General features: G+C 68.4%; 13 protein-coding genes and 1 tRNA gene. 9 read left to right on the forward strand and 5 right to left on the reverse strand.

Annotation, left to right across the window (positions count from 1 at the left end; translation table 11 throughout):
• The first annotated feature begins 148 nt into the window (after positions 1-148).
• The 5 genes from map (at position 149) to dapE (ending at position 6,210) form a co-directional block, all read left to right on the forward strand.
• Positions 149-925 (forward strand): type I methionyl aminopeptidase, encoded by a 777-nt coding sequence (gene map, locus ACFPN1_RS00295; RefSeq protein ID WP_386751994.1) that lies wholly within the window; start codon positions 149-151, stop codon positions 923-925.
• Entirely contained in the window at positions 922-3,537 is a 2,616-nt protein-coding gene (gene glnD / locus ACFPN1_RS00300) for a [protein-PII] uridylyltransferase (protein ID WP_386751995.1), read from the forward strand. Before map ends, glnD begins: the two co-directional genes overlap by 4 nt.
• The gene (gene dapD, locus ACFPN1_RS00305; RefSeq protein WP_386751996.1) at positions 3,534-4,424 is read left to right on the forward strand and encodes a 2,3,4,5-tetrahydropyridine-2,6-dicarboxylate N-succinyltransferase; all 891 of its coding nucleotides are present in this window, start codon (positions 3,534-3,536) and stop codon (positions 4,422-4,424) included. The genes glnD and dapD overlap by 4 nt, the downstream gene beginning before the upstream one ends.
• 287 nt (positions 4,425-4,711) lie before the next feature.
• On the forward strand, positions 4,712-5,071 hold the full coding sequence (locus tag ACFPN1_RS00310; protein ID WP_386751998.1) for a Spx/MgsR family RNA polymerase-binding regulatory protein: 360 nt from the start codon (positions 4,712-4,714) through the stop codon (positions 5,069-5,071).
• A gap of 11 nt (positions 5,072-5,082) precedes the next feature.
• Positions 5,083-6,210, forward strand: coding sequence for a succinyl-diaminopimelate desuccinylase (gene dapE / locus ACFPN1_RS00315; RefSeq protein WP_386751999.1), 1,128 nt, complete (start codon positions 5,083-5,085; stop codon positions 6,208-6,210).
• A gap of 346 nt (positions 6,211-6,556) precedes the next feature.
• Here the strand turns inward: dapE and ACFPN1_RS00320 are convergent, their stop codons facing one another.
• Positions 6,557-8,908 carry a penicillin acylase family protein gene (locus ACFPN1_RS00320; protein WP_386752001.1) on the reverse strand — a complete coding sequence of 784 codons (2,352 nt, stop codon included), beginning with the start codon at positions 8,906-8,908 and terminating at the stop codon, positions 6,557-6,559.
• A 330-nt stretch (positions 8,909-9,238) separates the two neighbouring features.
• Here ACFPN1_RS00320 and asnB point away from each other — a divergent pair, with 330 nt between their 5' ends.
• The gene (gene asnB / locus ACFPN1_RS00325) at positions 9,239-10,981 is read left to right on the forward strand and encodes an asparagine synthase B (protein WP_386752003.1); all 1,743 of its coding nucleotides are present in this window, start codon (positions 9,239-9,241) and stop codon (positions 10,979-10,981) included.
• Positions 10,982-11,042: 61 nt separating this feature from the next.
• Positions 11,043-14,021, forward strand: coding sequence for a bifunctional diguanylate cyclase/phosphodiesterase (locus ACFPN1_RS00330; protein WP_386752005.1), 2,979 nt, complete (start codon positions 11,043-11,045; stop codon positions 14,019-14,021).
• A 207-nt stretch (positions 14,022-14,228) separates the two neighbouring features.
• Here the strand turns inward: ACFPN1_RS00330 and ACFPN1_RS00335 are convergent, their stop codons facing one another.
• The 4 genes from ACFPN1_RS00335 to ACFPN1_RS00350 form a co-directional block, all read right to left on the reverse strand.
• Positions 14,229-14,885, reverse strand: coding sequence for a thiopurine S-methyltransferase (locus ACFPN1_RS00335; protein ID WP_386752006.1), 657 nt, complete (start codon positions 14,883-14,885; stop codon positions 14,229-14,231).
• Between the two features lie 472 nt (positions 14,886-15,357).
• Entirely contained in the window at positions 15,358-17,601 is a 2,244-nt protein-coding gene (gene parC, locus ACFPN1_RS00340) for a DNA topoisomerase IV subunit A (protein ID WP_386752007.1), read from the reverse strand.
• A gap of 140 nt (positions 17,602-17,741) precedes the next feature.
• Positions 17,742-20,186, reverse strand: a complete 2,445-nt coding sequence (locus tag ACFPN1_RS00345; RefSeq protein WP_386752009.1) for a bifunctional diguanylate cyclase/phosphodiesterase — start codon at positions 20,184-20,186, stop codon at positions 17,742-17,744.
• Positions 20,187-20,529: 343 nt separating this feature from the next.
• Positions 20,530-20,614: transfer RNA gene (locus tag ACFPN1_RS00350), tRNA-Leu, on the reverse strand.
• Positions 20,615-20,909: 295 nt separating this feature from the next.
• Here ACFPN1_RS00350 and rnr point away from each other — a divergent pair.
• Both rnr and rlmB read left to right on the forward strand, forming a co-directional pair.
• Positions 20,910-23,276, forward strand: a complete 2,367-nt coding sequence (gene rnr / locus ACFPN1_RS00355) for a ribonuclease R (RefSeq protein ID WP_417498521.1) — start codon at positions 20,910-20,912, stop codon at positions 23,274-23,276.
• Between the two features lie 93 nt (positions 23,277-23,369).
• A complete protein-coding gene (gene rlmB / locus ACFPN1_RS00360; RefSeq protein ID WP_386752013.1) occupies positions 23,370-24,116 on the forward strand; it encodes a 23S rRNA (guanosine(2251)-2'-O)-methyltransferase RlmB in 747 nt (248 codons plus the stop codon).
• Positions 24,117-24,154: the final 38 nt, after the last annotated feature.

Raw genomic sequence — 24,154 nt, forward strand, 5'->3', positions numbered from 1 at the left:
CGGGGTGAGCGGTCCCGGGCAACTTCCGGGCGTGCGGAGGCTCTAGACCCTCCGGATCGGGGGCTCCGGATCCCTTGGGGGGCCTCACATGCCGCATCGTCCTGCCTACGCGGGCCAAGGCCCGCCCTACATGGGCGATAATTCGCGGATGCCCATCACCATCAAGACCCCGGACGAGATCGAAAAGATGCGCGTCGCCGGCCGCCTGGCCGCCGAAGTGCTCCAGGTCGTCGCTCCCCACGTGAAGCCCGGTGTAAGCACGGCCGAGCTCGACCGCATCTGCTACGACCACATCGTCAAGGTCCAGGACGCGATCCCCGCCAACGTCGGCTACAAGGGATTCCCCGCGACCATCTGCACGTCGGTCAACAACGTCATCTGCCACGGCATCCCGAGCGAAGCCAAGGTCCTCAAGGACGGCGACATCATCAATATCGATGTCACCGTCATCAAGGACGGCTGGCACGGCGACACCAGCCGCATGTACATCGCCGGCACACCGTCGGTGATGGCCAGGCGCCTGGTCGACGTGACGCGCGAAGCGATGTTCCGCGGCATCCGCATGGTGAAGCCGGGCGCGACGCTCGGCGACATCGGCCACGCCATCCAGCAGTACGCCGAAGGCGAGCGTTTCAGCGTGGTGCGCGAGTACTGCGGCCACGGCATCGGCCGGATCTACCACGAGGATCCGCAGGTGCTGCATTACGGCCGCGCGGGCGAAGGCCTGGTGCTGAAGCCGGGCATGACCTTCACCATCGAGCCGATGATCAACGAAGGCCAGCGCCACACCAAGCTGCTGCCCGACGGCTGGACCGTCGTCACCAAGGACCGCAAGCTGTCCGCACAGTGGGAGCACACGGTGGCGGTGACCGAGACCGGCGTCGAAATCCTCACCCGCCTGCCCGGGGACGACAACGATCTGTGAGCACCCCGGCGACCGTCACACACGACCCGGTCGCCGACGCGCAATGGGCGGCGGCCACGCGCACGGCGATCGCCGAGAGCGACGCCGCGCTGGCGGCACGCTTCGACGACAACGGTGACATCGACCGCCTGGTCGCCGCGCGCGCGCAACAGGTCGATGCCGTCGTGCGCGAGGCCTGGTCGCATTGCGTGCCGCAGGACGCGGCGCTGTCCCTGTTCGCGGTCGGCGGTTACGGCCGCGGCGAACTCTTCCCGCAGTCCGACATCGACCTGCTGGTGTTCGGCGAAGCCGACGCGCAGGCCGCGCACTCCGACGCGCTGGCGCGCTTCTTCCGCCTGCTCTGGGATGCAGGTCTGCCGATCGGGCACGCCGTGCGTTCGGCCGCGGAATGCACGCGCGCGGCGCAGGAAGACATCACCGTGCTCACCGCGCTGCTCGAGGCGCGCATGCTGGCCGCCGATCTCGACGCCGCCGCGCAGCTCGCCGGCGCGATCGCCCCGGACCTGATCTGGCCCCCGCACGACTACTTCACCGCCAAGCGCGAGGAGCTGCGCGCCCGTCATGCGCGTTACGGCGACACCGCCGACAACCTCGAGCCCAACATCAAGGAAGGCCCGGGCGGCCTGCGCGACGTGCATACGCTGCGCTGGGTCGCACTGCGCATCATCGGCACCTGGGATCCGGATTCGCTGATGGCGATCGGCCAGCTCGGCGCCGACGAGTTCGCCACGCTGGAACGCGAACGCCGCGTGCTGGCGCGGCTGCGCTTCGGCCTGCACCTGGTCGCCGGCAAGCGCGAGGAGCGGCTGCGTTTCGACTACCAGAAACCGCTCGCCGCGCGCCTGGGCCACGTCGACAACGCCGACAACCTCGCCGTCGAGCAGATGATGCAGGGCTTCTACCGCGCGGCCGCGCGGATCCTGCGCATCGGCGACCGGCTGCTGCAGCGTTTCGAGGAGCAACTGGAAGGCGAGGGCGAGCCGCAGCCGTTCGACGAACTCTTCGAACTGCGCCGCGGTTATCTCGCCGCCCGCCATGCGCGCTGGCCGCGCGACATGGACGAGGTGTTCGCGCTGTTCGGCGCCTGGGCGGGAAACGAGGGAATCCGCGGCCTGCATTCGCGTACCGCGCGCGCACTGGCGGAGGCGCTGGAACGGATTCCCGCCTACTTCGAAGCGACGCCGGAGCTGCGCCAGCGCTTCATGCGTCTGCTGCGCGGTCCCACGCCCGTCGCCACCGTGTCGCGGATGGCGCGCCTGGGCGTGCTCGGGCGCTGGATCCCGGCGTTCTTCCGCGTCTCCGGGCGCATGCAGTTCGACCTGTTCCACGTGTTCACGGTCGACCAGCACACGCTCGCGGTGTTGCGGAACATCGCTTCGTTCGCGTCGGGCGAAGCGGACGAACGCTTCTCGCTCGCCCACCAGGTCTGGCCACGCCTGCGCAAGCCGGAACTGCTGCTGCTGGCCGGCCTGTTCCACGACATCGCCAAGGGGCGCGGCGGCGATCACTCCGAACTGGGCGCGGTCGATGCGCGCGAGTTCTGCGAGGCGCACGAACTGTCCGAAGGCGACACTGCATTGGTCGAATGGCTCGTGCGCCAGCACCTGCTGATGTCGGTGACGGCGCAGAAGCAGGACATCGCCGATCCCGAGGTGATCCACCGGTTCGCCACGCTCGTCGCCGACCGCGAGCGTCTGGACAACCTCTATTTGCTGACCTGCGCCGACATCGCCGGTACCTCGCCGAAGCTGTGGAATGCGTGGAAGGACCGGCTGCTCGCCGATCTGTACACCGCCACGCGCCTGGCGCTGCGCCGCGGGCTCGAGAATCCCGTCGCGGCCGACGAGCGCAGCGCGGAAACGCGCGCCGAGGCACGCGCCACGCTGACCGCGTTCGGCAGCAGCGAGGCCGACGTCGATGCGCTGTTCGCGCGGATGCCGCAGATCGGTTTCGAGCGCAGCCGCCCGGACCAGATCGCCTGGCAGGCGGCCTCCCTGCGCGAAGTGGCGATCGGCTCGGGCTGCGTGCGCGCGCGGCCGGTAAGCGGCGACGAGGGCGCGCTCGAAGTGTTCGTGCATTCGCCCGATCGCGACGGCCTGTTCGCCGCGATCGTCGCCACGCTCGATCGCGCCGGCCTGGCCATCCAGCAGGCGCGCGTGCTCGACGGTCCGCACGGCATGATCTTCGACAGCTTCGAAGTCATCCCGGCGGACGCGCGCCACACGCCCAGCGCCGAGGATGTGGAGCACCGCCTGTCCGCGGCGCTGGCGGGTTCGCTCGACAACATCCGCCCGACGCGCCGCACGCAGCCGCGGCACCTGCGGCATTTCCGCATCGCCGCGCAGATCGGCTTCGACCGCGTGGCCGGCGGCAAGGCCGGACGCACGATGCTCAGCCTGGTGTGCACCGATCGCCCCGGCCTGCTCGCCGACGTCGCGCACGTGCTGCGCCAGCAACACCTGCGCGTGCACGACGCGCGCATCGCCACCTTCGGCGAGCGCGCCGAGGACGTGTTCCAGATCACCGACCAGCGCGACCAGCCGCTGGATGAAACGCAACAGCAGGCACTGCGCGCCGCGCTGCTCGCCTGCCTCGATGGAGAATCGCAATGACCGAGAAGAAGCCGGCCCGCAAGGTCGCGAAGAAGACCGCGCCGAAGGGACCTGGTGCGGCGGAACTGAAGTTCATGGTCGAAAGCGCCTTCGAGCGCCGCACGATGCTGACGATCGACGAGATCGACGGCTCGACGCGTCCGACGGTGGAGCGCGTGATCGCAGGCCTGGAGACGGGCGAGTTCCGCGTCGCCGAGCCCGACGGCAAGGGCGGCTGGAAGGTCAACGAGTGGTTGAAGAAGGCGGTGCTGCTGTACTTCCGCGTCAACGAGATGCAGCTGGTCGACGCGCAGCCGGCGCCGTTCTGGGACAAGGTGCCGGCGCGCTTCGCCGGTTACCACGAGAGCGACTTCCGCAAGGTCGGTGCGCGCGTGGTGCCGGGCGCGATCGCGCGCCGCGGCTCGTTCATCGGCAAGGACGTGGTGCTGATGCCGAGCTTCGTCAACATCGGCGCCCACGTCGGCGAAGGCACGATGGTCGACACCTGGGCGACGGTGGGGTCATGCGCGCAGGTCGGCAAGCACTGCCACCTCAGCGGCGGCGCCGGCATCGGCGGCGTGCTCGAACCGCTGCAGGCCTCGCCGACGATCATCGAGGACCACTGCTTCATCGGCGCGCGCTCGGAAGTCGTCGAAGGCTTCGTCGTCGGCCACCACAGCGTGATCGGCATGGGCGTGTTCCTCGGCCAGAGCACGCGCGTGTACAACCGCATGACCGGCGAGATCACCTATGGTTCGGTGCCGCCGTACAGCGTGGTGGTGTCGGGCCAGCTGCCGTCGAAGGACGGCACGCATTCGCTGTACTGCGCGGTGATCGTCAAGCAGGTGGATGCGAAGACGCGGTCGAAGACGAGCATCAACGATCTGTTGCGCGGGTTGGCGGAGTAGTTTCCCGCCGTTGCCTGTCATTCCTGCGAAAGCAGGAATCCAGTGCCTTTGCCTTTCCTCGATCAGAGCAACGTCAACGGCAAAGTCGCTGGATTCCCGCTTTCGCGGGAATGACGGGCAAAAGCACGAGCAAAAGCACGAGCAAAAGCACTAGCAAAAGCACGAGCAAAAGCACGAGCAAAAGCACGAGCAAAAGCACGAGCAAAAGCAGCTGCACGTGCAAGCAGAGCCATTAGCGACACCAGATCGCGAAGAATTGTCGCCCGGAAGAACTGGAAACAAACGTAATGACTACGCTCTACGGCCTCAATAACTGCGACACCTGCAAGAAGGCCCGCAAGTGGCTCGACCGCTTCGGTATCGCGCATGCCTTCGTTGACTACCGCGACAACCGGCAGGCGCCGGAAACGCTGGTTGAATGGAAGGACAGGCTCGGCGGCTGGGAGGCGATGATCAACAAGTCGTCGACGACCTGGCGCCAGCTGCCGGAGAACCGCAAATCGCCAGGCTCCGACGCCGAGTGGAAGCTGCTGCTGAAGGAGTATCCGCAGCTGATCCGCCGCCCGGTCGTGATCACCGATGACGGCGCGATCACGCAGGGGTTCAGCGACAACGGCTTCAAGCTGCGCTTCGGTATCGGCAAGTGAGCGACGACGGCATGAGCGAGGTTCTCAACCTCACCAAGGAACTGATCCTGAGGCCGTCGATCACGACCGACGACGCGGGCTGCCAGCTGCTGATCGCGCAGCGCCTGCAGCGCGCCGGCTTCCGCTGCGAGCACTTGCGCTTCGGCGAAGTCGACAATCTGTGGGCGACGCACGGCGAGGGCGAGCCGACGCTGGTGTTCCTGGGCCACACCGACGTGGTGCCGCCGGGCCCGCGCGAGGCGTGGACGAGCGATCCGTTCGTGCCGGAAATCCGCGATGGCGTGCTGTATGGGCGCGGCGCGGCGGACATGAAGGGCAGCGTGGCCGCGTTCGTGATCGCGCTGGAGCGCTTCGTCGCCGCGCATCCGCAACACCGTGGCCGCGTCGCGCTGCTGCTGACCTCGGACGAAGAGGGTGATGCGATCGATGGCGTGCGCCGGGTCGCCGATGTGTTCCGCGAGCGCGGCGAGCAGATCGACTGGTGCGTGACCGGAGAACCGTCGTCGAAGGCGAAGCTGGGCGACCTGCTGCGCGTGGGTCGTCGCGGCACGCTGTCGGCGACGCTGCTGGTGCGCGGCATCCAGGGCCACGTGGCGTATCCGGAAAAGGCGCGCAATCCGATCCACCAGGCGATGCCGGCGCTGGCCGAACTTGCTGCGCGCCGCTGGGACGACGGTTACGAGAGCTTCCCGCCGACGAGCTTGCAGATCAGCAACATCAACGCGGGCACCGGTGCCAACAACGTGATTCCCGGCGAACTGCGCGTGCTGTTCAACCTGCGCTACAACCCGAACTGGCGCGCGGCACAGCTCGAACACGAATGCGAAACGGTGCTGCGCGCGCACGGACTCGACTACCAGGTGCAGTGGCATCGCGGCGGCGAGCCGTTCTTCACTCCGGAAGGCCCACTGCGCGCGACCGCGCGCGAGGTGCTGGCGACGTTCGCGGGCGACGCGCCGGAAGAGAGCACCGGTGGCGGCACGTCGGATGCGCGCTTCATCGCGCCGCTGGGCGCGCAATGCATCGAGATCGGACCGGTGAATGCCAGCATCCACAAGGTGGACGAGCATGTGTCGGTGGCGGATCTGGAGGCGTTGCCGGAGCTTTATCTGGCGTTGATCGGGCGGATGTTGCTTTAGCACTTTCGCGTGTTGCGCGCCGGCTGCGCCGGCGGCCCCCTCATCCGCCCCTTCGGGGCACCTTCTCCCCGCAAGCGGGGAGAAGGAAAAGCCCTGGCGCGCCCTAGGAGAATACGGTCACCGCTCATCCTCGCCCCGCTTGCGGCGAGAGTGCGCAACACTCCTCGCCCCGCTTGCGACGAGAGTGCGCAACACCCCTCGCCCCGCTTGCGGGGTGAAGGCGGACGCTTGTGCGCCACTGGCGCACGTCCGACTGGACGCCCTTGCGCCATGCGCAAGGGCCGGGGCAGAGCGAGGGACAGCGTTGCGAAGTCGCGAAGCGGACAGGGTGAGGGGACGTCACCCCTCACCGCGACGGCCGCATCCGCAACGTGTACTCCGCCGCCCCGGGCAGGAACGGCGTCGTCCGTCCCTGTACCCAATCGTCATGTCCCGCCCCCCAGAACGGCGACAGCGGATTGCCGCTCTGGCCGCCCGGCATGTGGATGATGCCGTCGGCTTCGTGCCCGGGCGCCACGACCATGCGCTCGGAGGCACCGAAGTCGGGGGACTGCACGCGCGGCATCGCGACATCGCCGGGCAGCGGTTCGAACGGCATGCACAGCGCACCGCGCGCGAAGCCGGGCAGGGCGCGCGCGAGCGGGTGGCAGATGCGCGAGGTGTTCTGTTCGCCCCAGGTGCGTGCCGCGAGTGGCCCCTTCTGCGCGAGTTCGTCGCGTACCTCGCGCGCGGCGTCCTCGAACAGTGCGTGCCAGTCGCGGTAACGCGGCGACAACAGGTGCGCGGGGCGCGTGGTCACCAGCGGCCAGACGAAGCTCTCCTGCTGCTGCAGGCTAGGCATCTCGAATTCCCTGCCCAGCGCCACCTGCGCCGGCGCGGTGATTCCGTCGACCACGCGATCGGTGACCGCCCGGCGCCAGGCGCGGACGATGCGGTAGCTCACCGAATCCGTGCTCGCGCGACCCTGCCACGTCGCGGCGGCTGCCGCGAGCTCGCGCATTGCCGGTGTCTTGTCGGCCGCGGCTTCGTCGCGCAGCAACTGCCACCACGGTTGCAGGAACAGCGCGCGGTCGTCGAGCTGCACCGCGAGCAGGTCGTGCTCGTCCAGTTGCTGCTTCGCGAACAGGTCGTCGCGGATCTGTTTCGCGCGTGCGCCCAGCGTGCTGCCGCCGTCGCCGGCCAGGCGCAGCACCTCGTCATCGACGACGCGGTTGTTCGCCGTCCACAACCGTCCCTGCGTGGGCACCAGCAGCGGCGCGCGCGCGGTGCTGATCGTCCACGGTGGACACGTGGCCGGCGATTCCACCGGCTGCGTCGCTTCGCATTGCGCGTCGCGCAGGGGAATCGGCCCGAGCCAGCGCCAGCCGATCGCGCCGCTGCTGTCGGCGATCAGCATGTTCTGCGCGGGAATCGCGGAAGTGCGCGCGATCGCCACGGCATCGGCGAGGTTGCGCGCGTGCGCCATGCCGACCAGGTTGAGGTTCAGCGAGCCGGGCAGGTGCGCGACCCAGCGCAGCGCGAGCGCGCGGCCCCGCGCGTCGTGCGCCATCACCGGGCCCCACGCGGTTTCGTCGATGTCGAAATCGACGGGCGCGTGGCCGGCGACCGCGATCTGCTCGCGATGCCGTGTGGACGGGGCGCAGCCGGGCGCGGGGTGCGTGCCGCACAGGTCCTGCACCGCCCAGTCGAGCGTGTCGACGTAGCTGTTGGTGAAGGCCCACGCGACGTGACCGTTGCTGCCGACGATGGTGAACGGGAAGCCGGGCAGGGTGAAGCCGCCGATGTCGACGCGACCGCCGGGCGCGGCCGGATCGGCGTAGCGCAATTGCGCGCGGAACCAGATGTTCGGCACGCGCAGGCCCAGGTGCATGTCGTCGGCGACGATGGCGCGGCCGTCGCGCGTTAGTTCGCCGGAGACGGCGAAGTTGTTGCTGCCGACCACGTTCGCCATCGGCTGCGCCCGATCCGGATGCTGCGGATACGGGAGCTTGCGCAGGTCCACTTCGTCCGCGGTCGGGAGCGTGGCATCGCCGCGCGCCGGGCCGGTCAGCGGCGCGTCCCAGCGGCTGCCGTCGTGGGTGAGCAGGGCGTAGAGCGGCGGCGGCAGGTGCGGGCGCAGCTTCCACAGCGCGAGCTCGCGTTCGTTGCGGCCATCCTGCAGGTCGAAATACATCGCGTAGGCGACCAGCGCCGAGTCGCTGAGCGTCCACTTCTCCGGCTGCGTGCGCAGCAGCAGGTACGGCCACGGACGCACGTCGAGATCGCCCAGTCCGGCATTCACGCCGTCGACATAGGCCTGCATCTCCGCGCGATGCGTGCCGAGGATCGCATCCAGGTCCGCATCGACGCGGGCGCGGAAGCGGTGCACGCGATGCTGCCTGTCGACGTCGATCGCGATGGGGCCGAACAGCTCGGCGAGCTCGCCCGCGGCGGTGCGTCGCAGCAGGTCCATCTCGAAGTAGCGCTCCTGCGCGTGCACGTAACCGAGAGCGCGCATCGCATCGGCGGGATTGGCCGCCTCGATGGTCACCACGCCGAGACGGTCGCGCTGGATGGTGACGGGCGCGGACAGCCCCGCCAGCGACAATTCGCCGTCCAGCCGGGGCAGGCTGCCGCGCATGAGCCACCACGCGGTCAGGGCGAGGACGACGAACAACAGCAACAGGGCCAGCAGGCCGCGTCGGATCCACTTCAGCATGGGTATTCCCTCCGCGGCCGAGCTTAGCCGACGGCGCGCGGAGTGGTTGCGCCGGAAACCTCGGCTTGCAAGCCGCGGCGGGCTCAAGCAGGATCGGCCCATGACCTCCGTCCAGGCCCTTGCCCGCATGACCGCCGCCGCGCTGCGCGGCCGTCTGCCCGTGGTCGGCCTGAATAACAACCGCAATAACGCCAGCCTCCCGCGGGCCGGCGATTAGCGCGCGTTAGAACGACCGCTCATCGCTCACGAAGCCCGCGCCGCAAGCGCGGGCTTCGTCGTTTTCGCCTCCCGAATCCCTCACCCACAAGACCACCCCAAGGAGTACCGCCCATGTGTTCCATCCTCGGCATTTTCGGCCTGCAGGCCGGCGACGATTTCCACGCGCTGCGCCGCAGTGCGCTCGAGCGCTCGCAGCGACAACGTCATCGCGGCCCCGACTGGAGCGGCGTGCACCAGGACGATGGCGCGATCCTGGTCCACGAGCGGCTGGCGATCGTCGATCCGGCCGGCGGTTCGCAGCCGCTGCGTTCCGCCGATGGCGAACTGGTGCTCGCGGTCAACGGCGAGATCTACAACCACCGCGACCTTGCGCAGCAACTGTCGCTGCCGTACGCCTTCCAGAGCGGATCGGACTGCGAGGTGATCAACGCGCTGTACCGCGAAGGCGGCGACCTCGCGACGTGGTTGTGCAAGTTGAACGGCATCTTCGCGTTCGCCCTGTGGGATCGCGCGCGGCAGCGTTGCGTGATCGCGCGCGATCCGATCGGCGTGTGCCCGCTGTACTGGGGGCATGATGCGGACGGACGTCTGTGGGTGGCGTCGGAGATGAAGGCGCTGGCCGATGTCTGCGCGGACGTGGCGCCGTTTCCGCCGGGACACTGCTACGACAGTGCGCTCGGGAGCGTGGTCGCGATGGAGGACGGCGGGTCGAGACCCGCCCTGCGGCGCTATTACGATCGGCCGTGGCGCGACTATGCGGCGACGCGGGACGTGGAAGTGTCGAAGCAGGAATTGCGTGAGGCTTTCGAGCGCGCCGTGCACCGCCAGCTGATGTCCGACGTGCCTTATGGCGTACTGCTGTCGGGCGGCCTGGATTCCTCGCTCGTCGCCGCGGTCGCCGCACGCTATGCGCGGCGTCGCGTGGAGGAGGACGACCGTTCAGAAGCGTGGTGGCCGCGGCTGCATTCGTTCGCCATCGGCCTGGAGGGTTCGCCGGATCTCGCCGCCGCGAAGATCGCCGCCGGAGCGCTCGGCACCGTGCACCACGGTTTCACCTACACGTTCGAGGAAGGCCTGGATGCGCTGCCGGAGGTGATCCGCCACATCGAAACCTACGACGTCACCACCATCCGCGCATCGACGCCGATGTTCCTGCTCGCACGGCGCATCCGCGCGATGGGCGTGAAGATGGTGCTGTCGGGCGAGGGCAGCGACGAGGTGTTCGGCGGTTACCTCTATTTCCACAAGGCACCGGACGCGCGCGAATTCCACGCGGAAACGATCCGCAAGCTCGATGCGCTGCATCACTACGACTGCCTGCGCGCCAACAAGTCGATGATGGCCTGGGGCGTGGAGCCGCGCGTGCCGTTCCTCGACACCGAATTCCTCGATGTCGCGATGCGCATGGATGCGAAATTCAAGATGGCGCGACCGCGGTCCGATGCGGCGCAGGACACGGCGATGCCGATCGAGAAGGCGATCCTGCGCGAGGCGTTCGCCGGTTGCCTGCCCGAAGCGATCCTGTGGCGGCAGAAGGAGCAGTTCAGCGACGGCGTCGGCTATGGCTGGATCGACGGCCTCAAGGCGCACGCCGAAGCGCAGGTCAGCGATCGCGTGTTCGCCGCCGCGGCGAGCCGGTTTCCGGTGAACCCGCCGCAGAGCAAGGAGGCGTACCTCTACCGTCATCTGTTCGAGCAGTTCTTCCCCGGTCCGGCGTGCGCGCATACCGTGCCCGGCGGCAAGTCGATCGCGTGTTCCTCGCCGGCAGCCATCGCCTGGGACACGGCATTCGCGGGGAGAGCGGATCCCTCGGGACGGGCGGTCGCGGGCGTGCACGCCGCTGCGCTCGCCTGAGCGGCGCTGTGTCGCTCGGACAGCGGCCGCTCCCTGCCTCGCGCGGCGTTGGATCAGTGGTATGGCCAGGTCTTCCCAGACGCCGCGCGGACTCGGGCGAGCCGAGCGCGTCTCCGTGCGCGCGCTGGAAGCGGTGTCGATCCCGGAAGCGCCCACCCGGCCGGGGGAGGTCGATGCCATCGTGCTGCGCATGGCCGAAGCGGTGTTCGGTTGCCGCGCCGCGCGCCTGGTCTGGGTCTCGGGCACGACGGCCGACGGCCAGCTGCGCCGGCACCAGTGGCCGACCACGCCGCTGTCGCAGGAAGAGGCGCAACTCATCGAAGAGGCCTTGGGCCGCCACGCCAGCGTGGCGAGCACGACGGTGCGCGATGGCTGGGTACGCATAGCGCACGCGCTGGACTACGCGCGGGCCGTGTTCCTCGCTGAGTGGCCCGAAGCCTGCGCGCAACCGGGCGGTACGCCACCGGGCCTGCTGGATTTCCTGACCCTGCTGGCGGCGCGCATGCGTGCCGAGATCGAACTGCTCGCCGCGCATAACGCCACCGGGCGCATCGGCAAGGCCGCGCAACTGCAGACGGCGCTGTATTCCATCGCCGACCTCGCCAGCAGCGACCTGGACATGCAGGAGATGCTGCGCCGCACGCATGCGGTGGTTGCCGGGCTGATGTACGCGGAGAACTTGCTCATCGCGCTGTACGAGCCGGAACGCGACATCGTGCGATTCGTGTACGTCGCCGATGAGAACGGCACGCACGGATTCTCCGTCGGGCAGGAAGTGCCGGCGGAGCGACTGCAGAACAGCCTGACGCTCGCGGTGATCCGCAGCGGCCTGCCGGCGATGGGTCCCTCCAAACAGTTGCGCGAGCAGTTCGGTCTGGAGATGGCCGGCGAATTCGGCCCCGACAGCGTCGACTGGCTGGGCGTGCCGATGGTGTCCGACGGCGTGGTCCGCGGCGCGATGGTGGTGCAGAGCTACAACCGTCGCGTGCGCTACACCGAAGCCGACCGTGCGCAACTGGGGTTCGTCGCCCAGCACATCCTGATCGCGCTGCAGCGCAAGCAGGTGCAGATGGAACTCGAACACCGCGTGGAAGACCGCACCCGCGCGCTCATGGAGGAGGTCGTGGAGCGCCAGCGCGGCGAGAAGCTGCAGGCCGCGCTCTACAGCATCGCCGATCTCGCCAGCAGCGACCTGGACATGAGCGAGATGCTGCGACGCATCCACCGCGTCGTCGCCGAGCTGATGTACGCGCGCAACCTGATCATCGCGATGTACGACACCGAGCGCGAAACCCTGCGCGTGATCTACCACGCCGACGAGAAGGATCCCGACCTGATCCAGACCGGAGTCGACATCCCCCAGGCCGAACTGCGCGACACCATGACGCTGGGCGTGATCCGAAGCGGCCGCACGATGATGGGCCATCCTTCGCAGGTTGCCCGTCAGCTCGGCATCCCCGAGGGCGTGTTCGTCGGTGCCGTGTCCGAGGACGTGCTCGGGGTGCCCATGGTGTCGGAAGGCACCGTGCGCGGCGCGGTGCTGGTGCAGAGCTACGACGCCAGCGAACACTATGGCGAGGAGGACCGCGCGCTGCTGGCCTATGTGGCGCAGCACATCCTCACCGCGCTCGACCGGAAGCAGGCCCAGTCGGAACTCGAGCACCGCGTGATGGATCGCACCCGCGAGCTCGCCAAGGCGGTCGGCGAGCTGCGCGAGCAGATCCGCGAACGCGAGCGCGCCGAGCAGCAGCTGATGCACGAGACGATGCACGACTCGCTGACCGGGCTGCCCAACCGCAGCTTCCTGTACGAGGCGCTGGAACGCTCGCTGGCGCGGATGGTGCGCAATCCCGATCACCGCTTCGCGGTGCTGTTCCTCGACCTGGACCGCTTCAAGGTGATCAACGACAGCGTCGGCCACCTCGCCGGCGACGAGATGCTCAAGCAGGCGGGGTCGCGGCTGGCGGCCTGCGTGCGGCCGTTCGACGTCGTGGCGCGACTGGGCGGCGACGAGTTCGCAGTGCTGCTGGAGGACGTGAACCTGCCCGAGGAAGCCTGCCACGTCGCGCAACGCGCGATCGAGTCGCTGAGCGAGCCGATGCACATCGACGGGAAGGAGCTGTTCACGTCGGCCAGCGTCGGCATCGCCCTGGGCCACGCGCGCTACCGGCGCGCGGAAGAACTGCTGCGCGATGCCGACGTGGCGATGTACCGGGCCAAGGCACACGGCCGCCAGCGCTTCGAGATCTTCGACGAGCGCCTGCATCGCGAGGCGCTGCAATTGCTCGAGCTGGAGAACGACCTGCGCCGCGCCCTCCAGCGCTACGAGTTCGAACCGCACTTCCAGCCGATCGTGCGCCTGTCCGATCGCCATGTCGTCGGTTACGAGGCGCTGTTGCGCTGGCGCCATCCGCGGCGCGGACTGGTGGCGCCCGGCGAGTTCCTCGACGTGGCGGAAGAGAACGGCAGCGTCGAGCAGATCGACTGGCAACTGTTCGAACGCACCTGCCGCGAGATCGGCATGCTCGGCGAGGACAGCGGCTACGTCACGCTCAATGTGTCGCCGCGGCATTTCCGCTCGCCGACGCTGGCGGGGCAGATGCTGGAGCTGTTCGACACCTATAACCTCAGCCACGACCGCATCCGCCTGGAAGTGACCGAAGGCGCGCTGCTCGACAATCCCGAGCAGGTGCGGGTGACGCTCGAGGAGCTGCGCGAATCGGGCATCGTCGCGGCGCTGGACGACTTCGGCACCGGCTATTCGTCGCTGAGCTACCTGCACCGGTTCCCGCTGCATGCACTGAAGATCGACCGTTCGTTCGTCAGTGCCCTGCAGCGCAACGAGCGCGGCGGCAGCACGCCGGTCGTACGCGCGGTGCTGGCGATGGCGCGCACGCTGGGCATGGATGTGATCGCCGAGGGCGTGGAGACCGACGAGCAGCGCGACTGCCTGCTGGAGATGGGATGCGAACTGGGGCAGGGCTTCCTGTTCTCGCGCGCCCGCCCGGCTTCGGAGTGGGCGGAGCGGCGGCATCATTGACCCGGGTCATCCGGTGTGGGTGGTCGCGCCATGGAGCGCTCCCTACGGGAGGTCGTGCAGGAGCGGGCCATGCCCGCGACGCGGCGTGCACGGCCTGCGGACTTAGGACCGCAGGCGATCGCATGATGCGGCGCGCTTTCCGCTCGACGCGGACCGCCGCACGTGCCCCGCGTAAGGATGATGTCGCTGCGTTTGAGCCGGCTTCGCCTAGCGGCGGATCAACCGGTAAACGACTGTATCCAGCGCGGTCACGCCCTCTGCGGCGAACGAAGGTTGCTGCGCCAGGATGTCGCGGCGTTCGAGCACTTCGACGTGCCAGTCCGGATCGAAGAGCGCGTGGACTTCGGCCTCGGTCACGCTGAAGGGTGGGCCCTGCTTTTCGCCTTCGGGGTATTCCAGCGTGATCAGCAGGCCACGGCAGCCCTGCGGCAGCAGCGAATACACCTCGCGCGCGTAGCGCTGGCGCAGGTCGGGCGGGAGGGCGATCAGCGCCGCGCGGTCGAACACGACGCTGCAGTCCACCAGGGCGTCGGCATCGAGCGCGAAGACGTCGCCCTGGATGATCTCGACGTTGCCGGCGATGTAGTGGGTGCCGTACTTCGAGGCGCGCACTTCCGGGACGATGCCGTGTTCGGAAATGAACTGCTTGATCGCCAGCGGAGACAGCTCGACGCCGAGCACGCGATAGCCCTGCGAAGCGAACCAGACCATGTCGAGCGACTTGCCCGCCAGCGGCACGAACACCGTGGCGCCTGCCGGCATGCCGATCGCCGGCCAGTGCTTGAGCAGCAGCGGCGTCGGCTTGTCCTGGTGGAAGCCGATCTGGTTGTCGTGCCAGCGCTGGAGCCAGAAATCGGGATGCATGGGTTCCTCGGATCGTAGGTGCGTAGCCCGGGTAAGCGCAGCGCACCCGGCTCTTGCTCGTCATTCCCGCGAAAGCGGGAATCCAGTGTCTTGGTTTTGCAGTACCGAATGCAGACCTGAACGAAAGTCCCTGGATTCCCGCTTTCGCGGGAATGACGAGCAGGGCAGCAACAACGAGGACAACATCTCTTGCGAATGGTCCCGGGTGCGCTGCGCTTACCCGGGCTACGTGATTCCTGATTTTTTGCTCGTCATTCCCGCGCAGGCGGGAATCCAGTGTCCTGGTTTTTCGGTGCTGCCAGCAGGCCTGAACGAAAGTCGCTGGATTCCCGCTTTCGCGGGAATGACGAGCAGGGCAACAGCAACAACAAAGACAACAGCAAAAACAACTACGAAGACGACAACGAAGACGACAACAAAGACGACAACAAAGACGACAACAAAGACGACAGCGGGTCGAAGGCTGCGGACGCTACTGAACGTCCAGGCCTTCCACCTTCTGCCAGCCGCGCGGCAACAACCCGCCGCGCGTCGCACGCGCACCCACGTACTCGTCGAGGTCCTTGAACGACAGCGACATCGTGCGCGCGCCCGAGTTCACCACCAGGGTGCCACCCTGCGGAACGACGGCGACGGCGACCACGCGTTCGGTGCCGAGCTTGGCCTTGGGGATGTCGATGAGCTTGTTGCCCTTGCCCTTGTCGAGTTCGGGCAGCTCCGCCACCGGGAAGGCGAGCAGGTGGCCGACGTTGGTCACCGCGACGACGCGGTCCTTGTCCCCGGCGGCGACCTGCGCGGGCTGCAGCACCTTCGCGTTCGGCGTGAGCGAGAGCATCGCCTTGCCCGCCTTGTTGCGACCGGTGAGGTTCTCGAAGCGGGTGACGAAACCGTAGCCGTGCGAGGAGGCGAGCACGAACTTCGTGTCGTTGTCGCCGGTCGCCGCCGCCTGGAACGACGCGCCCGGCGCGGGCGAGAAGCGGCCCGTGAGCGGTTCGCCGTTGCCGCGCGCCGAGGGCAGCGTGTGCGCCAAGGTCGAATACGAACGCCCCGTCGAATCGAGGAAAGCCACCTGCTGCGTACTGCGGCCCTTCACCGCAGTCAGCAGGCCGTCGCCTTCGCGATAGCTGAGCGCGGCGGCGTCGACGTCGTGGCCCTTCGCGGCGCGCACCCAGCCCTTCTCGCTGAGCACGATGGTCATCGGTTCGCTGGCGACCAGTTCGGTTTCCGACAGCGCCTGCGCGGCCTCGCGGGCGACCAGCGGCGAGCGGCGCGCGTCGCCGAACTTCTTCGCGTCGGCGAGCAGCTCGTCCTTCACCAGCTTCTTCAGCTTCGCCTTGCTGTCCAGCGTGGCGATGATGCGGTCGCGTTCGGCATCGAGCTCGGCTTCCTCGCCGCGGATCTTCATCTCTTCCAGACGCGCCAGCTGGCGCAGCTTGGTTTCGAGGATGTAGTCGGCCTGGTCGTCGCTCAGTCTGAAGCGCTGGATCAGCACCGGCTTGGGTTCGTCCTCGGTGCGGATGATGCGGATCACTTCATCCAGGTTGAGGAAGGCGATGAGCAGGCCTTCCAACAGGTGCAGGCGGCGTTCGACCTTATCGAGGCGGTGCTTGAGGCGGCGCGTGACCGTGTCGATGCGGAACTTCAGCCATTCGCCCAGGAACGCCTTGAGCCCCTTCACCTGCGGGCGGCCGTCGAGGCCGATCACGTTGAAGTTGACGCGGTAGCTCTTCTCCAGGTCGGTGGTGGCGAACAGATGCCCCATCAACTGCTCGACATCGACGCGGTTGGAGCGCGGCACCAGCACGATGCGGGTCGGGTTGGCGTGGTCGGACTCGTCGCGGATGTCTTCCAGCCACGGCAGCTTCTTGGCCCGCATCTGCGTGGCGATCTGCTCGATCACCTTGCTCGGCGAGGCCTGGTAGGGCAGCGCGGTGATGACGATGTTCGTGCCGTCCTTCTGGTACACGGCGCGCGTGCGCACGCTGCCCAGGCCGGTTTCGTACATGTTCACCAGCTCGCTGCGCGGGGTGATGATCTCGGCGGTGGTCGGGTAGTCCGGGCCAAGGATGTGCTCGCACAGGTCGCGCGTGGTCGCGTCGGGATCGTCGAGCAGGCGCACGCAGGCGCTGACGACCTCGTTGAGGTTGTGCGGCGGCACGTCGGTGGCCATGCCCACTGCGATGCCGGTGGTGCCGTTGAGCAGCAGGTGCGGCAGGCGCGCGGGCAGCCAGGTCGGCTCTTCCAGCGTGCCGTCGAAGTTGGGATCCCAGTCGACCGTGCCCTGGCCGAGCTCGCCCAGCAGCACTTCGGCGATGGGCGTCAGCTTCGACTCGGTGTAGCGCATCGCCGCGAACGACTTGGGATCGTCGCTGGAGCCGAAGTTGCCCTGGCCCTCGATCAGCGGATAGCGGTACGAGAACGGCTGCGCCATCAGCACCATCGCCTCGTAGCAGGCGCTGTCGCCGTGCGGGTGGTATTTGCCGATCACGTCGCCGACGGTGCGCGCCGACTTCTTCGGCTTCGCGCCGGCGTTGAGCCCGAGCTCGCTCATCGAATAGATGATCCGGCGCTGCACCGGTTTCAGTCCGTCGCCCAGGAAGGGCAGGGCGCGATCGAGCACCACGTACATCGAGTAATCGAGGTACGCGCGTTCGGCGTACTCGCGAAGCGGGATCTGTTCGAAGCCGTGGAAGACCGGACGTACGGTATCGCTCATGGAGTGTTGCGGACCTGCGGGACTGGAACCGGGATTCTACCGGCGACGCGCCCGGCGCAGGCCGGTGCGCGATCTGCCCGCAGGATTTCCGCGGCCGGTGCCGGCGCGGCGGGCCCGCAACGCGTGTCCGGGCGGTGCGATCAGCCCGCGGCCGCCACGGTGGCGGGTGGCGGCAGCGCCGCCGCCTCGCTCTCGCGGATCAGCTCGGCCAGCGGACAGGGGCGGTGGATCGCGTAGCCCTGCGCATAGTCGACGCCGACCTCGCGCAGGCGCGCCAGCACTTCCTCGGATTCCGCCCATTCGGCGATGGTCGGCTTGCTCAGTGCGCGGCCGACGCTGCTGATCGAATTGACCAGCGCATCGTCCACGCGGTCCTCGACCATGTCGCGGACGAACATCCCGTCGATCTTGAGGATGTCGACGCTGAGGTCCTTCAGGTATGCGAAGGACGACAACCCACTGCCGAAATCATCCAGCGCGATGCATGCGCCGCGCTGGCGCATCGCCTCGATGAAGATGCGCGCCTCGGTCAGGTTGCCGATCGCGGCGGTTTCGGTGATTTCGAAGCAGAGCTTGTCGGCGGGCACGTTCGACCGGTCCAGCATGGTCGCCAGGTAACTGCGGAACTCCGGATTGGCGACCGACTGCGCGGACAGGTTGATGTGGCACAGGCCCAGCTGCGCGACGTGGCGAGGGTGGTTGCCGAGCTGCTCGAGCGCCATGGCGACCACCAGGCGGTCGATCGCCGTTGCCTGGTCGTAGCGTTCGGCCGCGGCGAGGAACGAGCCGGGCTGGTAGATGCGGCCCTGCACATCCACCAGGCGGACCAGGATTTCGTAGTGCAGCGTCGGATCGCCGTTGAGCGGGGCGATGCGTTGCGCGTACAGGAGCAGGCGCTCGTCGGCGATGGCGCGGCGGATTTCGCCGACCCATTCCATCTCGTCGACGCGACGGATCAGCGCCGCATCGCTCTCCTGGTAGACGCGGATGCGGTTGCGGCCTGCTTCCTTCGCCAGATAGCAGGCCGTATCGGCGGCGCGCAGCAGCCAGCCGATGTCCGGCGCGTCGGCCGTGACTTCGACCACGCCGATGCTGCAGGTGGGGCAGAACAGGCGCTCGCCCCAGGTGAATCCGCCGGCCGCGACGGCTTCGTTGATCTTCTGCGCCGCGCGCTCGGCCCCGGCCAGCGGCGTGTCGCACAGCAGGATGGCGAATTCGTCGCCGCCCAGCCGTCCCAGCCAGTCGCTGGAACGCAGGTGCGAGGCGATGTTGGACGCGAGCTGCCGCAGCAGCACGTCGCCGGCGGCGTGGCCGCAGGTGTCGTTGACCAGCTTGAACTGGTCCAGGTCGATGAAGCACAGCGAATGCCGCGCGCCGGTGCTGCGCGCGGAATCCAGCGCGGCCTGCAGCCGCCGTTCGATCTCGCGCCGGTTGATCAGCCCGGTGAGGTCGTCGTGGCTGGCCTGGTATTCGATTTCCGTCGCCAGCGCCTGCGCTTCGGACACGTCCTCGATCACCACGAACACGCGCGCATCGCCATCGCCCATGCGGACCGTGGTCGCCGTCCAGCGTCCCCACAGCGTGCTGCGGTCGCCGCGGCGGAAGCGGTTCTGCATGCGCGATCCCAGTTCCTGCCAGGCGATGCGCCGCCGGCCGGCACGCAGCAGCGCGCGGTCCTCCGGATGCAGCAGGCCGTGGAAACGCCGGCCCAGCAAGGACTCGCGCGCGCGGCCGAAGATGCGGCAGGCGGCATCGTTCACTTCGACCAGCAGCCCGTCCGGTCGCATCTTGAGCATGCCGACATTGGCCTGGTGGAACGCGGCGCCGAACACGCCCTCGCTTTCGCGCACCCGGCGCATCGCCCAGTTCATCAGCGTGACGGCGCAGATCGCGACGATCAGGAACATCGAGCCCGCGACCCCGAGCAGCAGCCAGCGCATCGCCTGCGCGCCGCGCCGGAGCGATTGCGAGAACGCCAGTTCCATCGGCCGCAGGCGACGGTCGATGCGCAGCAGCTGGCTCTGGAATTCTTCGATGACGACAGTCGACGGCGACCCGTTCGCCCAAGCCGCCTGCATCTGTCCGGCCAGGGCGCCGAGGCGTTCGATGTCGGGCTCGGCTTCGCGCCAGATCCGCACCGAGTCGCGGAAATACGGTGCGCCGGCGAAATGGCGGTACATCCAGATCAGCCGGTCGACGTCTTCGGGCGCGTTGTGGCCTTCGATGAAGCCGCGGCGCGCGGCGTCCACGTCGGCCGGTTCGCGTTCGAGCGCCAGGCGCGCCTCGCGGTCGCCCAGCGGCACGCGCAATGCCCGGCGCGCGCGGGCGAGGTCGGCCGGATGGCCCTTGTGCGCGTAGCGGTACAGGCTGGCGACCGCATCCTGCTGCGCCTTCGACCAATGGCTCTCGCCGATGATGTAGCCGGTGGCGCCGGCATTCGCCTGGACCACCATGGCCGTGAGCAGAGCGGCGGAGCCGGCAACCAGGACGAGCACCGCGAAACCGAACGCCAGCGGACGTCGTCGTTCGCCGCCGCGCCGCAGGACCGATCTCCATTGCATGGTCAGGTAGCGCAGTAGCCTCATAGCCCGTCCTTGCGCAGCTGGTGCGCCGCCATGGTAACGGCGAATGGCGGGGCGGACTTGAGGGGCTGCCGGCGAGGCGTCCCGGGGCGATCGGGCCGGATGGCTACGGGCCAGGCCGGCCGCAATATCCGGTGGCTCGTGTTGGGGCGGTCCCGGTTACGGGCTGACGGTGGATCGCGGACGCGCGCGTTGATGGCTCGCGAATCAGTGAATCGGGTGAGCGATCCCGAAAGCGGTGTTCTTCGGATCAGGGCTGCGCCTGGCGGGGAAAGCACAGGCCGCAGTGGCGGCCTTGCGCAAAGAAAAAGCCCCGCATTTCTGCAGGGCTTCATCGCGAACTCGTTGGTGCCCAGGAGAGGACTCGAACCTCCACGGTTTTACCCGCTAGTACCTGAAACTAGTGCGTCTACCAATTCCGCCACCTGGGCTTCGCTGTCGGCTTGCGCCGTGCGAGGCCGCGTATGTTGCGTTGCGGCGGCACGCTTGTCAACGACTTGTTACGCGCTGCGTGCATGCGCGGCTTGCTCCATTCATCCCGACCGCGCCTTCATGGCGATGTGCGACCATGAAGCGATGAAAAAGAAGACCACGGGTGGTCGCAAGACCCCGGCGGGCAGCGGCCACGGTGCCGGCTCCGGCCGCTCGGGAAGTCCGGCCAGGCCGGCCGGCAAGACAGGAAAGAAGGGCGCACGCCCGCAAAGCACGGCCCCGCGGCCGGCGTGGATGCCCGAGCCGCCGCCGCGCGGGTTCAAGGGCGACAAGCGCACCACCGGTGGTTCCTTCCGCGCCGGGAAGGCGCTCCGGCCGCCGTCGCGTGGCGGGATCCCGCCCGGCGGCATCGATCCGGCGGCGTTCCAGGGCGGCGACTTCCACGATCCGCACGCCGAGCGCGAAGCCAGTCGCTACGAACAACCCATCGCCAGCCGCGAACTGATCCTGCGCCTGCTCGGCGACGGCCCCGCGACGGCGGACGCGCTGGCGCAACGGCTCGACCTCGCCGCACCCGACCGTTTCGAGGCGCTCAACAAGCGCCTGGCCGCGATGCTCCGGGACGGCCAGCTGCTGCTCAACCGGCGCGGCGAATTCGCGCCGACCGAGCGCCTGGACCTGATCCCCGGCACCGTGATCGCGAACCCGGAAGGTTTCGGCTTCCTGCGCACGGACACGGGCGGCGACGACCTGTTCCTGCCGCCGTTCGAGATGCGCAAGGCCATGCACGGCGATCGCGTGCTCGCCAGCGTCACCGGCATGGATCGTCGCGGTCGCCGCGAAGGCGCGATCGTCGAGGTGCTGGAGCGGCGGCTCAACCGTCTGATCGGCCGCTTCGAGATCGAATCGGGCATCAGCTATGTCGTGCCCGACGATCGCCGCATCCAGCGCAACGTGCAGATTCCGCCCGATGCGCGCGGCGACGCGAAACACGGGCAACTGGTCGTTGCCGAGATCACCCAGCCGCCGGATTCGTGGCGCCCGCCGATCGGCCGCGTGCTGACGGTGCTGGGCGAACGCCTGACCGCATCGCTGGCGGTGCAGGCCGCGATCCACGGGCACGAACTGCCGCACGAATTCCCGCAGCCGGTGTTGAACGAAGCCGCCGCTGTGCCCCTCACCGTCGATGCGGCGACGGCGCAGGGCCGCGTCGACCTGCGCAATACGCCGCTGGTCACCATCGACGGCGAGGACGCCAAGGACTTCGACGACGCGGTGTATTGCGAGCCCAATCGCGACGGGTTCCGTCTGGTCGTCGCGATCGCCGATGTCTCGCACTACGTGCGTCCCGGTTCGCCGCTGGACGACGAGGCGCAGAAGCGCGCCACGTCCGTGTACTTCCCCGGCTTCGTCGTGCCGATGTTGCCGGAGACGTTGTCGAACGGCATCTGCTCGCTCAATCCGAAGGTCGATCGCCTGTGCTTCGTCTGCGACATGCAGGTCGACCGCAACGGCGAGGTCAGCAAGTCGAAGTTCTACGAAGCGGTGATGCACTCGCACGCGCGCCTGACCTACACGCTGGTGTGGAACGCGGTCGGCGACGTGCCCGAGGAGGTGAAGGCCGAGGCCCGCGGCCAGATCGGCGAGGCCGTCCTGCCGCACGTCGAACATCTGCTCCAGCTGTACCGCGTCCTCGCGAAGGCGCGCGAACACCGTGGTGCGATCGAGTTCGAGTCCTCGGAAGTGCGCTTCGTGCTCGGCTCCCAGGGCGAGGTCGTGCAGGCCGGCATGCTGCAGCGGAACGACGCGCACAAGCTGATCGAGGAATGCATGATCGCGGCGAATGTCGAGGCGGCTAAGTTCCTGCTCGCGCACGGCATCCCCGCGCCGTACCGCATCCATGAGCGGCCGCCGGAGGAGAAATACGCCGACCTGCTCGAATTCCTCAAGGAATTCGCCCTGCGCATGCCACCGTGGGCGAAGGTGCAGCCGAAGGATTTCACCGCGCTGCTGAAGAAGATCCGCGAACGCCCCGACGCCGCGCTGCTGGAGTCGGTGCTGCTGCGCAGCCAGTCGCTGGCGGTGTATTCGCCCGACAACGTCGGCCACTTCGGCCTGGCGCTGGAGGCGTACGCGCATTTCACCTCGCCGATCCGCCGCTATCCGGACCTGCTCGTGCACCGCGCGATCAAGCACGCCCTGCGGCGCGGCAAGCCGGCCGACTTCTACTCGCCGCGCGACATGGCGGCGCTGGCGCTGCAGTGCTCCGAGCGCGAGCGCCGCGCCGACGAGGCCGAACGCGAGGTCGACGAGCGCTACCGCGCCGCATGGATGGAACAGCACGTGGGCGGCCAGTTCGCCGGCGTGATCAGCGGCGTCACCAGCTTCGGCCTGTTCATCGAACTGGACGACTCGAAGGTCAACGGCCTGGTGCATGTGACGCAGCTGCCGAGCGACTTCTACCACTTCGATCCGATCCGCAAGACGCTGACCGGCGAGCGCACGGGGCGCGAGTTCCGCCTGGGCGACCGCGTCGAGATCATCGTGCTCAAGGCCAGCGTCGAGGACCGGCGCATCGACTTCCGCCTGGTGGAAGAACGCGGCGTGAAGCCGCTGCCGCCACGCGGCAAGCCGGCGAAGCGCGTGAAACAGAAGTACTGACTCCAAAGGCGGGAACGGGGAACGGGGAATCCAGGCCTTTGCCCTTGCTTCCCCGTTCCCCGTTCCCTGTTCCCGCCCTTAAAGTACGCCCCCATGAGCACAAAACAATGGATCGCCGGCATCAACGCGGTGTCGGCCGCCGTCGAGCACGACGCCGACAACGTACGCGAAGTCCTGATCGAGGCCGGCGCCAAGAACCCGCGCCTGACGGAGATCGAGGCGCAGGCGCGCCGCAAGGACATCGACGTGCGCCGCGTCGCCGCGCAGGCGCTCGACGGCGTGGTCGGCAACCTGCGCCACCAGGGCGTGGTCGCGCGCTATGCCGCGGCGAAGACCTACAGCGAGAACGACCTGCAGGGCCTCATCGAAGCCGCGGAAGGCAAGGCCCTCGTGCTGGTGCTCGACGGCGTGCAGGATCCGCACAACCTCGGCGCCTGCCTGCGCAGTGCCGCCGCCGCCGGCGCGACCGCGGTGATCTTCCCGAAGGACAAGGCCGTGCAGGTCAACGCGACCGTGCGCAAGACTTCGGCGGGTGCAGCGGACAGCATTCCGGTGATTCCGGCGACGAATCTTTCGCGCACGCTGCGCGATCTGCAGCAGATGGGCGTATGGATCTACGGTCTGGCCGGCGAGGCGGAGGCCTCGTTCTGGTCGCTCGACCTGCGCGGCAACGTCGCGCTGGTGCTGGGCGGCGAATCCGATGGCCTGCGCCGGCTCACGCGCGAGAACTGCGACCAGCTGGTGAAGATCCCGATGCCCGGCGCGGGCGACGTGGAGAGCCTCAACGTCTCGGTCGCCTCGGGCGTCGTCCTGTTCGAGGCGGTGCGACAAAGGGCTTGATCTTGCGGGCGTCGCGCCGATAACGCCTGCGGACTTCC

Origin of the sequence: Lysobacter yangpyeongensis (genome assembly GCF_042655745.1) — a bacterium.
GTDB lineage: Bacteria > Pseudomonadota > Gammaproteobacteria > Xanthomonadales > Xanthomonadaceae > Agrilutibacter > Agrilutibacter yangpyeongensis.

Excerpts from the sequence above, each read along its gene's own strand:
- ACFPN1_RS00330 (WP_386752005.1), top strand. The coding sequence starts at position 11,043 with ATGGCCAGGTCTTCCCAGACGCCGCGCGGACTCGGGCGAGCCGAGCGC.
- asnB (WP_386752003.1), top strand. The coding sequence starts at position 9,239 with ATGTGTTCCATCCTCGGCATTTTCGGCCTGCAGGCCGGCGACGATTTC.
- rlmB (WP_386752013.1), top strand. The coding sequence starts at position 23,370 with ATGAGCACAAAACAATGGATCGCCGGCATCAACGCGGTGTCGGCCGCC.
- rnr (WP_417498521.1), top strand. The coding sequence starts at position 20,910 with ATGCCCGAGCCGCCGCCGCGCGGGTTCAAGGGCGACAAGCGCACCACC.
- dapD (WP_386751996.1), top strand. The coding sequence starts at position 3,534 with ATGACCGAGAAGAAGCCGGCCCGCAAGGTCGCGAAGAAGACCGCGCCG.
- ACFPN1_RS00345 (WP_386752009.1), bottom strand. The coding sequence starts at position 20,186 with ATGAGGCTACTGCGCTACCTGACCATGCAATGGAGATCGGTCCTGCGG.
- map (WP_386751994.1), top strand. The coding sequence starts at position 149 with ATGCCCATCACCATCAAGACCCCGGACGAGATCGAAAAGATGCGCGTC.
- ACFPN1_RS00335 (WP_386752006.1), bottom strand. The coding sequence starts at position 14,885 with ATGCATCCCGATTTCTGGCTCCAGCGCTGGCACGACAACCAGATCGGC.
- ACFPN1_RS00310 (WP_386751998.1), top strand. The coding sequence starts at position 4,712 with ATGACTACGCTCTACGGCCTCAATAACTGCGACACCTGCAAGAAGGCC.
- dapE (WP_386751999.1), top strand. The coding sequence starts at position 5,083 with ATGAGCGAGGTTCTCAACCTCACCAAGGAACTGATCCTGAGGCCGTCG.
- parC (WP_386752007.1), bottom strand. The coding sequence starts at position 17,601 with ATGAGCGATACCGTACGTCCGGTCTTCCACGGCTTCGAACAGATCCCG.
- ACFPN1_RS00320 (WP_386752001.1), bottom strand. The coding sequence starts at position 8,908 with ATGCTGAAGTGGATCCGACGCGGCCTGCTGGCCCTGTTGCTGTTGTTC.